This is a genomic window from Corallibacter sp. (genome assembly GCF_048381695.1).
In the GTDB taxonomy this organism is placed as follows: domain Bacteria; phylum Bacteroidota; class Bacteroidia; order Flavobacteriales; family Flavobacteriaceae; genus Corallibacter; species Corallibacter vietnamensis.
Genome location: NZ_JBLXHI010000006.1, coordinates 68930 through 84213 on the forward strand (window position 1 = coordinate 68930; position 15284 = coordinate 84213).

Consider the following 15284-nt stretch of genomic DNA (forward strand, 5'->3'; position numbering starts at 1 on the left):
ATTTTTTGTGTTAATAAATTGTTTTGCCGTTTCTTATTTAAGAATTCTCTTTTGAATTGTTATACTTGAAATGACTAACATTAACTTACCATAATTTTTTCGATTTACAATATCTTTTAAAAATACTTTAACACTATAAACAAAAAAAGCTTGGAACAAACCAAGCTTTTCTTATATCATAAAAATGATTATAATTATTTTATCTCAACCAATTCAAGTTCGAATGTTAAATCTTGACCAGCTAATGGGTGGTTTCCGTCAACAATAATATGATCGTCATTTACTTCAGCAATTCTAAACTGATGCTCTCTTCCGTCTTCACTTTTTGATACCAATCCCATACCCAATTCTGGAGTAATTTCTTGTGGTAATTGAGCTTTATCAACTTTATGGAATAATTCTTTTTGAACATCTCCATAAGCTTCAGCCATAGGAATATTTACAGTTTTTTTATCGTTTACTTTCATGTCAATGATCGCTTTTTCAAAACCAGGAATTAACATACCTTGACCTAAAGTTGCTTCTAAAGGCTCTCTTTCTAAAGAACTATCAAAAACTTGACCGTTACTTAATTTACCTGTGTAATGTACTCTTACCGTATCATTTTCTTTTACTTGACTCATAAATTTTGTTTTCTTGTTTTAAAAATCAGTACAAAACTATCATTTATAAACTGAACACCAATAAGATGTAGAAAGAATCTGTTTTAGTTAAGAGAATATTAACAAAAAGAAGAAATAAAAAAAGCCAAACTATTAAAGCTTGGCTTTTTTGTCGGGGTGGCAGGATTCGAACCTGCGACCTCCGCGTCCCAAACGCGGCGCGATAACCGGGCTACGCTACACCCCGAAAAATTGGTTATCAATTTAGGACTGCAAATATATAGCTTTTCTTTAAATTAAAAGAATAATTATTTTTAAATTTATATCCAATCTGTTTTTTTTATGAAACGACACTACACTTTGTTATTTACCATCGTATTTATCAGTCTTCTAGCTTGTGCTCAAGAGAAAAAAGACACAACAAAAAATAATTACGAACTTATAGTTCCTGACTTAACAATACCTTGGGGTTTTACTTTTTTACCAGACAACACTATTTTAATTACTGAAAAAGAAGGCAAACTCATTCATTATAAAAATGGTGCTAAAACTGAAATTTTGGGGTTACCAGAAATATATGTAAGAGGTCAAGGTGGTTTACTTGATATAGCTTTACACCCTGATTTTAAAAATAACGGTTGGATATATTTTACTTACGCATCGCCCAAAGGCACTACAAAAGGAGGCAACACTGCATTAATGCGAGCAAAAATTAAAAATAACACTTTAGTAAATAAAGAACTGCTATATAAAGCTGAACCAAACACTACAAAAGGGCAACATTTTGGCTCTAGGGTTGTTTTTGACAATAACGGCTATTTATATTTCTCAATAGGCGAACGTGGAGACAGAGACACAAACCCACAAGATATTACTAGAGATGGTGGTAAAATTTACAGACTGCATGATGATGGCTCTATACCTGAAGACAACCCTTTTATAAATATCTCTAATGCTAAAAAAGCAATTTACAGTTATGGTCATAGAAACCCTCAAGGCATGACTATTCATCCTAAAACTGGTGCTATTTGGTCTCATGAACATGGTCCAAGAGGTGGCGACGAAATAAACATTATAAGAGCAGGCAAAAACTACGGCTGGCCAGTAATAAGTTATGGTATAAATTACAGTGGAACAAAATTTACTGACATCACAAAAAAAGAAGGCATGGAACAACCTCTTCATTATTGGGATCCATCAATAGCCCCTAGCGGTATGGCTTTTATCTCTAGCGAAAATTATAAAAAATGGAAAGGAAACCTGCTTGTTGGCTCTCTAAAGTATCAATACGTAAGTAGGTGTATCATTCAAAATAACACCGTTATTAAAGAGGAAAAAATTTTAGAAAATCTAGGACGTGTGCGTTCAATAGTTCAAGCTCCTGATGGTTACATTTATGTAGGTATTGAAAATTTAGGAATAGTAAAACTTTTAAACTAAAATGTTAAAAAACATATCATTAATCATTATCGTATTAATACTCGTTACATCTTGTAAAAATACTAACAGTAAGCAGGATTTAGCAATAAACAACACTCAAGATCCAAAACTAAAATCTAGTATTCAACGAGGAAAAACAGTTTACTCTGATTTTTGTGTATCATGCCATATGCCTAACGGCAAAGGTGTTCCTAAAGCATTTCCTCCTTTAGCTAAATCTGATTTTTTAAAAAATAACCAAGAAAAAAGTATACACGCTATAAAATACGGACTAACAGGAAAAATTACCGTAAACGGTATTACCTACAATAGCGCCATGGTACCGTTAGGGCTATCTGATAGTGAAATTGCTGATGTTATGAATTATATTAATAATGCTTGGGGAAATAACATTTCTAATATTGTTACCACTGAAAAAGTTTCAAAAATTCAACGATAATTTTCGATAGTAAATAACTAAATTTGCCTTTTAATTATTAAAAAAAAGAATTCATGCTGATTATTGGAATTGCTGGTGGCACAGGATGCGGTAAAACAACCGTTGTTAATCAAATTTTAGATCAACTACCAGAAGGAGAAGTTGGTGTAATTTCTCAAGACTCTTATTATAAAGACACATCTCATTTAAGTTTTGATGAACGTGTAAAAATAAATTTTGACCATCCAAGATCTATTGATTTTGAACTTATTGAAACTCACTTAAAAGCTTTAAAAAAAGGAGAAACAATTCAGCAACCAGTATATTCTTTTGTAAAACATAACAGAACTGGAGACACAATATTAACACACCCAAGAAAAGTTATGATTGTAGAGGGTATTTTAATTTTATCTCACCCTGAAATTAGAGACCTTTTTGACATAAAAATATTTGTTCATGCTGATAGTGACGAACGATTAATACGAAGGTTAAAACGTGATATTTCAGAACGTGGTAGAGATTTAGACGAAGTTTTATCTCGCTATCAAAACACTCTAAAACCAATGCATCAGCAATTCATAGAACCTATGAAAGAATATGCCGATATTATAATACCAAACAATAAATATAATACCGTAGCTGTTGATATTGTAAAAACTATTATTAACGAACGTTTAGTATAAAAACATGGCTCTAAAAAACAACAAATACCTTAAACCCTTCAAGAATGTTTTTTTGTTAATTCTTGTTGTGTTTGCTGTTTGGATGATTTTTTTAGATTCTAACTCTTGGCTTATTCATCATGAATTAAATTCTGATATAGATGAACTTGAAGCCGAAAAAGAATACTATCAAAAAGAAATAATAAAAGACAAAAAAGCTATAAAAGCATTGAGCACAGAAGATGGCATAGAAAAACTAGCTCGAGAAAAATATTATATGAAAAAAGACAATGAAGATATTTATATTATAGAATATGAAGACAGCATTGTTAAAACAAGAAATGATGAGTGATAAGCTATTTAATGACTTTCCAGAGATTACCTCAAAGGAATGGAAACAAAAAATACAGGTAGATCTAAAAGGTGCTGACTATAACGAAACCTTAATTTGGAAAACAAACGAAGGAATTGATGTAAAACCATTTTATCATGCTGATGAATTTGAAACATTACCTGAAAATTCAAAAGCTCAAGCATCTAAATGGACTATTTGTGAAACCATTTTTGTTACTGACGCTAAAAAATCAAACGCGCAAGCCTTACAAGCCTTAAATAGAGGTGCTGAAAGTATACTTTTTGTTATTCCTAATAAAGACATTGCTATAGATCACTTACTAAATGACATTGACAATACGCAAACACCATTACATTTTCATTTACAGTTTTTAGACTCTAGCTTTACAGAAACTCTTACAAAATCTACCAATAAAGACAATACGTTTATACATTGTGATATCATTGGCAATTTGGCAAAATCAGGCAATTGGTTTTCAAATTTAAATGAAGATCATAAACAGCTTGAACTTATTTTTAAAGACACAAATACATTAAGCGTAGATTTATCTTTATACCAAAACGCCGGAGCCACAACTGTACAACAGCTAGCTTATGCATTAGCTCATGCAAATGAATATCTTAATTATTTAAAAGAACAACCATTAAACAACCTTAAAATTGTTTTCAATACAACCATTGGTACCAATTACTTTTTTGAGATAGCAAAACTTCGCGCCTTAAGATTATTGTGGCAAACACTAGCTTCTGAATACGAAGCCAATGTAAATTGTCATATATTCTCAACACCAACAAAGCGCAATAAAACACTTTACGACTACAACACCAACATGCTTCGTAGCACAACAGAATGTATGAGTGCCATTCTTGGAGGCGCAAATACCGTTTGTAATTTGGCTTACGATGCCATTTACCATAAAAATAATGAGTTTGGAAGTCGAATATCTAGAAATCAATTATTGGTTTTAAAACATGAAAGTTATTTCAATAAAGTAAACAACCCTTCTGACGGCGCTTACTACATTGAGAGTTTAACCAATCAACTTGCTGAAAAATCTCTTGCATTATTTAAAGATATAGAAGAAAACGGCGGATTTCTTCATCAGTTAAAAGAAGGCACAATTCAACGTAAAATAAAAGAAAGTGCCGAAAAAGAACAAGAGCAGTTTAATTCTGGAGACATTGTTTTATTAGGAACCAATAAGCACCCTAATCCTGAAGACAAAATGCAAAATGAACTAGAATTGTATCCTTTTGTAAAAACCAATACAAGAAAAACTCTTATAGAGCCTATCATAGAAAAAAGGTTGGCAGAAACCCTTGAACAAAACAGATTACAAACAGAATAAATAAAAAAATTCATGAAAACATCTTTAAAACTTTCAGTTATAGCAATTACATTATTACTATTAAATTGTGAAAACAAATCTAAAACAGTAATAGATTATAAATTTGCCGATAAAGAAACCGTAATTAATTGTGGAAACCCTGATCAAGCAAAATTATTAAACGAAGCCCTTTATAGCTTTGAAGATGATATTACACAGTTTTATTTTAAACAAAGTACAAATGTACCTGCTGCATACAATCGTTTCTTTAAATTAGCTGCTGCAAACAGAGTTAAATTTGAAGAAATTGCAACACCTCACACACTTGAAATTTTTGATGCTTTAAAAAACAACACTGATTTACTAAAAGACAATTCAATAAACTATAATTCAGAGATTATTTCTTGTCTTTCTGAAAACTTTCAATATAAAGATTTAAAAACCACATTTCATGCATTAGTTAGCACAAATAGCATGGACGCTACGTTGTTTTATCCAGCATTATTACCTCACATAAGAAACACTAAAACAGATAGAAATTTAGGGCTTTACGTCGCTTTAGATTTTTATTACAAAAACTTAAAAGATTTAGATCCTTCTCAACTAGGAAAAAAAGAGGAAACATCTAATACAGGCTTACCAAACAAAGCCTTAAAAAATGCACCAATTCAAAAAAACGCAACTGACCAAAAAGGTCACGAAGGTCACAATCATTAAAAGAATGAGCAGAAAAAATCTCCAACATATAAACATAAAGTCTAATTCGCTAAAGCCAAATACTGATATTTCAGAATTTGACACAGCTGAAAACATTCCTGTAAAATCTGACTACTCAAAAGCAGATATCAAAGATTTAGAACACCTAAATTTTGTAGCAGGAATAGCACCCAATTTACGTGGTCCATACAGCACCATGTATGTTCGCAGACCTTGGACAATACGCCAATATGCTGGGTTTAGTACTGCCGAAGAAAGTAACGCATTTTACAGACGTAACCTTGCTGCAGGACAAAAAGGCTTATCTGTAGCTTTTGATTTAGCAACGCATCGTGGCTACGATAGCGACCACGAGCGCGTTGTCGGCGATGTTGGTAAAGCTGGTGTTGCCATAGATAGTGTTGAAGACATGAAAGTACTCTTTGACCAAATACCTTTAGATAAAATGTCGGTATCCATGACTATGAATGGAGCTGTTTTACCTATTATGGCATTTTATATTGTTGCTGCAGAAGAACAAGGTGTAAAACCTGAACAGTTAGCAGGAACCATTCAAAATGATATTCTAAAAGAGTTTATGGTGCGTAATACTTACATCTATCCACCAACGCCTTCTATGAAAATCATTTCAGATATTTTTGAATACACAAGTCAAAATATGCCAAAATTCAATAGTATAAGTATATCTGGATACCACATGCAAGAAGCTGGTGCCACATGTGATATTGAACTTGCTTATACACTTGCTGATGGTTTAGAATATATCAGAAAAGGACTAGCTGCAGGAATGGATATTGACACCTTTGCTCCAAGACTATCTTTCTTCTGGGCAATTGGAATGAATCACTTTATGGAGATTGCTAAAATGCGTGCTGCAAGAATGCTTTGGGCAAAATTGGTAAAACAATTTAACCCAAAAAATTCTAAATCTTTAGCTCTACGTACACATTGTCAAACTAGTGGTTGGAGTTTAACAGAGCAAGATCCTTTTAACAATGTTGCTAGAACAACAATTGAAGCTGCAGCTGCGGCTTTTGGTGGCACACAAAGTTTACATACGAATGCACTTGATGAAGCCATTGCATTACCAACAGATTTTTCTGCTAGAATTGCGCGTAACACGCAAATATTTTTACAAGAAGAAACCCATATTACAAAAACCGTTGATCCTTGGGCAGGAAGCTATTATGTAGAAAAATTAACGCACGATATTGCTGAAAAAGCTTGGACTCTTATACAAGAAGTTGAAGACCTTGGTGGTATGACTAAAGCCATAGAATCTGGAATTCCTAAAATACGTATTGAAGAAGCCGCTGCTCGTAAGCAAGCTCGAATAGATTCTGGTCAAGACATTATTGTTGGTGTTAATAAATACAGACTTGATCAAGAAGACCCAATAACAACACTTGAAGTAGACAATCAAACGGTTAGAAACTCTCAAATAGACCGTATAAACAGCATAAAGGCTTCTAGAAATACAAGTAAAGTTGAGGCTACTTTAACAAATTTAACAGAAGCTGCTAAAACCGGAAAAGAAAATTTACTAGCTTTAGCAGTAGAAGCAGCAAGAGAGCGTGCTACTCTAGGAGAAATAAGCAATGCTCTAGAAGCTGCATTTGGACGTTATAAAGCACAAATAAAATCATTTTCTGGTGTGTATAGTAAAGAAATAAAAGACGACGAATCCTTTAAAAAAGCTAAAGACCTTGCTGATAAATTTGCAGAACAAGACGGTCGTAGACCTCGTATTATGATTGCAAAAATGGGACAAGATGGTCATGATCGTGGAGCAAAAGTTGTTGCTACTGGTTATGCCGATGTTGGTTTTGATGTAGATATTGGACCACTTTTTCAAACACCACAAGAAGCTGCAAAACAAGCTGTAGAAAACGATGTACATATTTTGGGTGTATCAAGTTTAGCTGCTGGGCACAAAACCCTTGTACCACAAGTCATTGAAGCTTTAAAAACCTATGGCCGTGAAGACATTATGGTAATAGTTGGTGGTGTAATACCAAAACAAGACTACCAGTACTTATTTGATGCTGGTGCTGTTGCGGTATTTGGTCCTGGAACTAAAATAAGTGATGCTGCTATTAAAATTCTAGAAATTTTAATTGATTAACGCTCTGTTTTTTCAATAACAAAAACCGCTATATCCAGAAGACATTAATATTCACTAAGTGTTAACAAATTCCATTTCATTTCCTAATAAATAATTGTATTTTTACGGAACTAAAACCAAATCAATTAATGGGTAAAATTATAGCAATTGCTAATCAAAAAGGTGGTGTAGGAAAAACAACTACATCTGTAAATTTAGCAGCTTCTTTGGGAGTTCTTGAGAAAAAAGTACTATTAATAGATGCCGACCCACAAGCAAATGCAACATCTGGATTAGGAATAGATGTTGAAACTGTAGAAATTGGGACATATCAACTTTTAGAACACACCAATTCTGTAAAAGACGCTATTATTAAAACAGATTCTCCAAATCTAGATGTAGTACCTGCTCATATAGATTTAGTAGCCATTGAAATTGAATTGGTAGATAAAGATGCGCGTGAGTATATGCTACAAAAAGCATTACAAGAAGTCAAAGACGAATACGATTTTATTTTAATTGATTGCGCTCCATCTTTAGGATTATTAACGCTTAATGCATTAACAGCATCAGACTCTGTTATTATCCCAATACAATGCGAATATTTTGCATTAGAAGGACTAGGCAAATTATTAAACACTGTAAAAAGTGTTCAGAAAATACATAACAAAACATTAGATATTGAAGGTTTATTGCTAACCATGTATGATTCTCGCTTAAGGTTATCAAATCAGGTTGTAGAAGAAGTACAAAAACATTTTAACGATATGGTATTTCAAACCATTATACAGCGAAATGTACGTTTAAGTGAAGCTCCTAGCTACGGAGAAAGCATTATTAATTACGATGCTGGTAGTAAAGGTGCTAGCAACTACTTAAGTTTAGCAAAAGAACTTATTAATAAAAACTCCTAATTTATGGCGAAGGCAACCAAGAAACAGGCTTTAGGAAGAGGACTATCAGCGCTTTTAAAAGATCCATCAAACGATATTTCATCGGTTCAAGATAAAAACGCAGACAAGGTTATTGGTAATATTGTAGAGCTTGAAATAGATGCTATTGAAATAAACCCTTTTCAACCTAGAACAAACTTCAACGAAGAAATGCTTCGTGAATTAGCTTCTTCTATTAAAGAATTAGGTGTTATTCAACCAATAACTGTAAGAAAACTAGACTTTAATAAATTTCAATTAGTATCTGGAGAACGTCGTTTTAGAGCATCAAAACTTATAGGATTAGAAACTATTCCTGCCTACATTCGTATTGCTAACGATCAAGAATCGTTAGAAATGGCTCTTGTTGAAAACATACAACGTCAAGATTTAGACCCTATTGAAATTGCTTTATCATACCAACGTTTAATTGATGAGATTAACCTCACTCAAGAACAAATGAGTGAACGTGTAGGAAAAAAACGTTCTACAATTGCTAATTATTTACGCTTACTTAAGTTAGATCCTATTATTCAAACAGGTATGCGAGATGGTTTTATATCAATGGGACATGGACGTGCTATAATAAATATAGAAGACCAAAACACGCAATTAGATATCTACGAAAAAATAATCACCAATAAACTATCTGTTAGAGATACTGAAGCTTTAGTAAGATCATATCAAACTGATAAAAAAGTAAAAACTCCGGCAGAGAAACAAGAACTTCCAAAGTACATAAAAAAAGGAGTTAAAGATTTTTCTGAATACTTTGGTCATAAAATAAACGTTAAAGTTTCAAAAAATGGTAAAGGAAACATTACCATTCCTTTTCATTCTGAAGAAGATTTTAATCGTATCATTAAACTTGTAAAACGTGACAATTAGATTTATTGCAACACTATTTTTTTCTATTTTCCTCTGTTTTAATTCTTTTGCTCAAGATGATAAAAATAAAGGCAAGAAATCAACTATTACACCTACAGAAGAGTTAGTAGTACAAGCTGGAGATCCTATTAGAGAACCTATAGATCCTTTATCTCCTGCTCGAGCGGCATTTTATTCTGCCGTTTTGCCTGGTTTAGGACAAGCTTACAATAAAAAATACTGGAAAATCCCTATTGTTTATGCTGGTTTAGGTATAAGTATGTATTTCTATTTAGACAATCATAAAGAATACAGTCGCTATCGCGATGCTTACAAAAGACGTCTTGCTGGTTTTTCAGATGATGAATTCCCAACAGTTACAAACGCTGGTTTAATTGAGGCGCAAAATACCCTACGAAGAAACAAAGAAATATCACTACTTGTTACCATAGGTTTGTATGCTTTAAATATTATTGATGCCAATGTAAGCGCACATTTATTACAGTATAATGTTGATGATAGGTTAACACTAAAACCTCATTATAAGATTAATGAATTTGACAATACCGGTGATTTAGGGCTAACACTTAATTTCAAATTTTAGCTATGAAAATTGCATTATTAGGCTACGGAAAAATGGGAAAAACCATTGAAAAAATTGCCATAGATCGTGGTCATGAAATTGTTATTAAAACATCTGACGAAGATGGCTATGATATTACAAAAGCAGATGTTGCTATAGACTTTAGCGTACCTAATGCTGCTTTTTTTAATATTGTAAACTGCTTTAAGCACCAAGTTCCTGTTATTTCTGGAACTACAGGTTGGCTAGACAACTACAATAAGGCTATTGCTATTTGTGAAGAAGAAAAAGGGGCTTTTATTTATGCTTCAAATTTTAGTTTAGGAGTAAATATTTTTTTCGAATTGAATAATTACCTAGCCAAAATGATGGGACAATTAAAGCAATATGAAGTGTCTATGGAAGAGATACATCATACACAAAAACTTGATGCACCTAGCGGAACTGCTATATCTCTTGCCGAAGGTATCATTAAAGAACATCCTGAATATACCAACTGGAAATTAGGTAATGAAGAGACAAACAAAACAATACCCATAACAGCAAAACGTATTGAAAATGTACCAGGAACTCATCGTATAGATTATGGTAGTCATACAGATACTATTTCTATTACGCATACAGCTCATAACCGAGAAGGGTTTGCTTTAGGTGCTGTTATAGCTGCCGAATGGATTTTAGGAAAAACGGGAGTATTCTCTATGAAAGACGTGTTAAATATTGGTTAAACCCATTACTATTAGTAACAATACTTAACGTTTTAACACCAACTATAAAATTAAAAACAAATAATTACATCTTGTAATTAGAAAAAATAAAGATTATGACACTTACGCAATGGTTAATTTTCTTCCTAGTAATTCAAGTTATTCATGGATTAGGAACGTGGAAACTATACACAAAAGCAGGAAGACAAGCTTGGGAAGCCTTTGCTCCTATTTACAATGCGGTAATTTTAATGAAGATTATAAATAGGCCTTGGTACTGGACAATTCTTTTGTTTCTTCCTATTGTAAACCTAATTATGTTTCCTGTTGTTTGGGTTGAAACCGCTAGAAGTTTTGGTAAAAACTCAAGTACTGATACCGCTTTAGCTATTTTTTCATTAGGCTTTTACAATTATTACCTAAATTATGCTACTGATGTAGAACACATTAAAGATCGTAGCCTACAACCAAGAACAGGTTTTGGAGATTGGGTTAGTTCTATTTTATTTGCTATTGTCGCAGCAACCATTGTACACACTTATTTTATTCAGCCGTATACCATTCCTACTTCATCATTAGAAAAATCTTTACTTGTAGGTGATTTTCTTTTTGTTAGTAAGTTTCATTACGGAGCAAGAATACCAATGACAACCGTAGCCGCGCCTATGGTACATGATACCATTCCTGTTTTAAATAAAAAATCTTATTTATATGATGATGTAAAAGGCAACAAAAGTGATTCTTGGATGAACAAACTTACACTGCCTTATTTAAGAATTCCTGGGTTTCAAGACATAAAACGCAATGATATTGTTGTTTTTAACTGGCCTGTTGACACACTTTACAATATGTATAAGCCAGCTGACAGAGCTTACCATAAACCTATAGATAAAGAAACCAACTATGTAAAACGTTGTGTAGGTTTACCAGGAGATTCTCTAGAGGTTCGTAACGGATATGTATACATCAACGGAAAACAAAATGAATTACCTGATAGAGCAAAACTTCAGTTTTCATATAGAGTAGAAACAAAAAACGGTCCTTTTAACAACTACTTGTTATCTGAACGTTATGGCATAACAGATTTCCCTAGATATAATCAAGATTATTCTGTTTGCTATTTCCCAGCTATAACCAAAGAAACTCTTGAAAAGTTTAAAGCACATCCTAATGTAAAAAGTATTGAACCTTTAAAACGTGAAGATGGTGAGCGTGAACCTAGTGTATTTCCTCATGATCCTAATTACAACTGGAACAATGACTTTTTTGGACCACTTTATATCCCAAAAGCAGGAGCAACAGTAAACCTTGATTTAGATGCACTACCGCTTTATAAACGTGCTATAGTAGAATATGAAAATAACACCTTACAGGTTAAGGGTAATCAAATTTACATTAATGGCGAACTCGCAACATCTTACACATTTAAAAAAGATTATTATTGGATGATGGGAGACAATCGTCATAACTCTCTTGATGCTCGTTCTTGGGGATTTGTACCATTTGACCATGTTGTAGGAAAACCAGTATTTATCTGGATGAGTTATAATGCAAACGGAAAAGGTATAAAAGAAAAAATTCGTTGGGAACGTCTATTTACTACCGTACACGGAAGTGGCGAACCTGTTTCTTATTTCATTCCGTTTTTAGTATTATTAGCTGGTTGGTTCGGGTTTAATACATGGCGCAAAAAGAAAAAAGAAAACGCTGCTTAAGTTATAATAAACCAGTGTATCAATGAACATTCTTATTCATCCAACTTATTTTCCTACAATTGCGCACTTTGTAGCCATTGTAAATGCTGAAAATATCATTTTTGAAATGGATGATAACTTTCAAAAGCAAACCTACAGAAACCGCACCTATATTTATGGTGCTAACGGAAAGTTGCTTTTAAATATTCCTGTTGTTCATACTCAAAAAACACGTCAAAAATATCGTGATGTACAAGTTTACAATGAAGAAAAATGGCAAATACAGCATTGGAAATCATTAGAATCTGCTTACAGAACATCACCTTTTTTTGAGTTTTACGAAGATGAGTTTGAACCGTTGTTTCAAGAGGAAGTAACCAACTTATTAGACTTTAATTTAAAGTGCTTTCATACAGTTTGTGACTGTTTACAATTAGATTTACATATATCTGAAACAGACGTTTACCATAAAGATGTAGCAGATATGACAGATTTTAGATACTTGGTAAATGCAAAAAAAGAAACGCCACCTATTTTTGAAAATTACACGCAAGTTTTTGATGATAAACATGGCTTTATAAACAACCTAAACATTCTTGATTTGCTATTTAATGAAGGACCAAATGCGGTCAATTATTTAGAATCTCAATCATTTCCTTGGTAATGATTCAAGCTATTGTTCATTACGGAATTCATTTTCTTTTACCGCTATTCATTGCTTTAGTTTGGTTTAAAAACAATTGGCTAAAAGCTTACTTAATCATGATGAGTGCTTTCATTATTGATTTAGATCACCTTCTAGCCTCACCTATTTTTGCTCCTAATAGATGTAGTATCAATTTTCATCCACTACATAGTTATGTTGCTATTGGATGCTATATATTTTTACTTTTTCCTAAAAAAACGAGACTTTTGGGGTTAGGTTTAGTTTCCCATATAGTTGCAGATACTACAGATTGTTTTTTAATGCAATTTTAAATTAGCCAAAATGGGATAATGATCTGAATAATCATCATCAAAAGTTTTAAAATCTGTTACTTCAAAAGTTTTATCAGCTAGGATAAAATCAATCCTAATAGGGAAAAACTTAAAATTATGAGTTCTTCCAAAACCATTACCAGCATGTTTAAAAGTATCTTTTAAATCTCCTTTTATCTCTTTATAAACATAAGAAAATGCCGTGTTGTTGAAATCGCCACAAATAATCATTTTGTAATGACATTGTTTTTTATGAAGCAAAAATAATTCGGTTTGAAATTGTTGCATTTTAAATGTTTGTCCTACCCTTTTCAATAAGCGTTCAGAATCTTCTTCTTTAAGTTTATTTACATCAGCATCAATTTTTAAAGATTGTAAATGCACATTGTATACTCTTATTGTATCTTGCTTTTTTACAATATCTACAAAAACAGCATTATTAGATGTATTAGGAAACTCTATTGAGCCAGAATTTATAATAGGATATTGCGAAAAAATAGCTTGTCCGTATTTGGTTTTATTCCCAGAGAGTTTTTCGTATTTGTACTTAAAAAACGATAAATCAATATTTTTATGAGGATGATACTCCTGCATACTTAATACATCTGGTGAACTTTTCTTAATTAAGTTAACCATTTTAGTCTCTATGCCATTTTCAGGTATCCAATCATATACATTAAATAAACGCACGTTATAATTCATAACAGACAATAATGTTGATTGGTCTTTGGTATTGTCTTCAGATGTAGAAAATTTATAAAGCGAGCCAAAACTAAAATACCCAATAACTAAAACCACAAGTGATAGCATGAGTTGCTTTTTTAGTTTTACAAGCCAGTATAAAAAAAACAAAACGTTTACCAAGATAAGAAAAGGCACTCCCAAACTTAACACTGATAAAACGGCAAATGTTTTAGGTGGAAAAAAAGGCAATATATAAGATAATAAGAGCATGGTAGCCACTAAAGCATTAACAAGGTAAATTAATTTATCAATAAACTTTAGTCCTTTCATAGTTGCTGCTACACTTATTTTCCTGCTCTAAACAAGAATTCTTTTTCTTCTTTGGTTAAACTATCGTAACCGCTTTTACTTATTTTATCTAAAATAATATCTATTTTCTTTTGCTTATTAAACTCACTAAATTCTTCTTTAGTATAACCAGCAACCTTACCTGACTTGTTTTTATGTACTGTTTTAAGTGGTGACGTTTTTGTTTTCTTAAACATACTAGCAATGGTATCCATGAAACGCTCAAAACCAGATCCTATATCTTGTCCTTTATGTAATTGTGTTGCATAGAAATAACCCAATAAAGCACCTCCTAGATGCGCTAGGTTACCGCCTGCATTTAAACCAAATAAGCCTAGAACATCAAGCACTACAATAGCAGCACCAAGATACCAAAGTTTTAAATTAAAAGTAAAAACTCGCACTTCAGTAGTTGGCATGTAAGCGCATAAAAATATAAGTAAAGCCCTAACAGCTGCAGATGCACCAACTAACCTGCTTTTACCCACAAAAAAATCAGGAAAAACATTATAGCCAACCATGAATAATAATCCACCAGCTATGGCTCCTAAAAAATAGACATTAAGTGCTATTTTAACACTAAATAGATTTGTAAACATACGACCGATAAAGTATAGCCAAAGCATGTTAAAAACGATGTGCCAAAAATCATAATGTGCAAAAGCATATGTAATTATAGACCAAGGTTGTAATAAAAAATCAAAAAAATCACTTGGTAATTCTAACCAAGCTAAACTAGAACCTTGATTAAGAACGGCTCTTAAAATTAAGCCTAAAAGAAACACAACAACATTAACACCAATGATTTTCTCAAAAACATTAAGTCGCTGTAATTTATCTTGTATATCTTGATTTAAGGAAGTCAT

17 protein-coding genes and 1 tRNA gene are annotated in these 15284 nt (G+C 32.4%); 14 read left to right on the forward strand and 4 right to left on the reverse strand.

Translation table 11 applies throughout. The annotated features are described in order from the left end of the window. Positions 1–194 precede the first annotated feature (194 nt). Together ACN5J3_RS09675 and ACN5J3_RS09680 are read right to left on the reverse strand one after the other, a co-directional pair. Positions 195–623, reverse strand: coding sequence for a peptidylprolyl isomerase (locus tag ACN5J3_RS09675; protein ID WP_344728909.1), 429 nt, complete (start codon positions 621–623; stop codon positions 195–197). Between the two features lie 151 nt (positions 624–774). Further along, positions 775–849, reverse strand: a tRNA-Pro gene (locus ACN5J3_RS09680). 95 nt (positions 850–944) lie between these two features. Between ACN5J3_RS09680 and ACN5J3_RS09685 the strand changes: the two genes are divergently transcribed. The 14 genes from ACN5J3_RS09685 to ACN5J3_RS09750 all read left to right on the forward strand — a co-directional run bounded on the left by ACN5J3_RS09685 (position 945) and on the right by ACN5J3_RS09750 (position 13386). Further along, positions 945–2042 (forward strand): PQQ-dependent sugar dehydrogenase, encoded by a 1098-nt coding sequence (locus tag ACN5J3_RS09685; protein WP_418511613.1) that lies wholly within the window; start codon positions 945–947, stop codon positions 2040–2042. Between the two features lies 1 nt (position 2043). Further along, on the forward strand, positions 2044–2481 hold the full coding sequence (locus ACN5J3_RS09690; RefSeq protein ID WP_418511614.1) for a c-type cytochrome: 438 nt from the start codon (positions 2044–2046) through the stop codon (positions 2479–2481). A 53-nt stretch (positions 2482–2534) separates the two neighbouring features. Then, entirely contained in the window at positions 2535–3143 is a 609-nt protein-coding gene (udk, locus tag ACN5J3_RS09695) for a uridine kinase (protein ID WP_344728790.1), read from the forward strand. Between the two features lie 4 nt (positions 3144–3147). Next, the gene (locus ACN5J3_RS09700) at positions 3148–3474 is read left to right on the forward strand and encodes an FtsB family cell division protein (protein WP_417289679.1); all 327 of its coding nucleotides are present in this window, start codon (positions 3148–3150) and stop codon (positions 3472–3474) included. Continuing rightward, complete coding sequence (locus ACN5J3_RS09705) at positions 3467–4825, forward strand: methylmalonyl-CoA mutase subunit beta (protein WP_418511674.1); 1359 nt, start codon at positions 3467–3469, stop codon at positions 4823–4825. Before ACN5J3_RS09700 ends, ACN5J3_RS09705 begins: the two co-directional genes overlap by 8 nt. 12 nt (positions 4826–4837) lie before the next feature. Then, positions 4838–5521: a hypothetical protein gene (locus ACN5J3_RS09710; protein WP_418511615.1), complete on the forward strand. Its 684-nt coding sequence runs from the start codon at positions 4838–4840 to the stop codon at positions 5519–5521. 4 nt (positions 5522–5525) lie between these two features. Then, entirely contained in the window at positions 5526–7646 is a 2121-nt protein-coding gene (gene scpA / locus ACN5J3_RS09715; RefSeq protein WP_417289681.1) for a methylmalonyl-CoA mutase, read from the forward strand. Positions 7647–7774: 128 nt separating this feature from the next. Beyond that, a complete protein-coding gene (locus ACN5J3_RS09720; RefSeq protein ID WP_344728782.1) occupies positions 7775–8539 on the forward strand; it encodes an AAA family ATPase in 765 nt (254 codons plus the stop codon). Between the two features lie 3 nt (positions 8540–8542). Continuing rightward, positions 8543–9445 (forward strand): ParB/RepB/Spo0J family partition protein, encoded by a 903-nt coding sequence (locus tag ACN5J3_RS09725; RefSeq protein WP_344728780.1) that lies wholly within the window; start codon positions 8543–8545, stop codon positions 9443–9445. Next, entirely contained in the window at positions 9435–10028 is a 594-nt protein-coding gene (locus ACN5J3_RS09730) for a DUF5683 domain-containing protein (protein ID WP_344728778.1), read from the forward strand. Before ACN5J3_RS09725 ends, ACN5J3_RS09730 begins: the two co-directional genes overlap by 11 nt. A 2-nt stretch (positions 10029–10030) precedes the next feature. After that, positions 10031–10735 (forward strand): 4-hydroxy-tetrahydrodipicolinate reductase, encoded by a 705-nt coding sequence (gene dapB / locus ACN5J3_RS09735; protein ID WP_417289682.1) that lies wholly within the window; start codon positions 10031–10033, stop codon positions 10733–10735. A gap of 95 nt (positions 10736–10830) precedes the next feature. Next, positions 10831–12429 (forward strand): signal peptidase I, encoded by a 1599-nt coding sequence (gene lepB / locus ACN5J3_RS09740; RefSeq protein ID WP_418511616.1) that lies wholly within the window; start codon positions 10831–10833, stop codon positions 12427–12429. A 22-nt stretch (positions 12430–12451) separates the two neighbouring features. After that, a complete protein-coding gene (locus ACN5J3_RS09745; protein ID WP_418511617.1) occupies positions 12452–13072 on the forward strand; it encodes a WbqC family protein in 621 nt (206 codons plus the stop codon). After that, positions 13072–13386 carry a DUF6122 family protein gene (locus ACN5J3_RS09750; protein WP_418511618.1) on the forward strand — a complete coding sequence of 105 codons (315 nt, stop codon included), beginning with the start codon at positions 13072–13074 and terminating at the stop codon, positions 13384–13386. The genes ACN5J3_RS09745 and ACN5J3_RS09750 overlap by 1 nt, the downstream gene beginning before the upstream one ends. Here the strand turns inward: ACN5J3_RS09750 and ACN5J3_RS09755 are convergent. Both ACN5J3_RS09755 and ACN5J3_RS09760 read right to left on the reverse strand, forming a co-directional pair. Continuing rightward, entirely contained in the window at positions 13372–14400 is a 1029-nt protein-coding gene (locus ACN5J3_RS09755) for an endonuclease/exonuclease/phosphatase family protein (protein ID WP_417289685.1), read from the reverse strand. The two genes, ACN5J3_RS09750 and ACN5J3_RS09755, sit on opposite strands and share 15 nt — an antisense overlap. A 14-nt stretch (positions 14401–14414) precedes the next feature. Next, positions 14415–15284, reverse strand: coding sequence for a rhomboid family intramembrane serine protease (locus ACN5J3_RS09760; protein WP_344728765.1), 870 nt, complete (start codon positions 15282–15284; stop codon positions 14415–14417).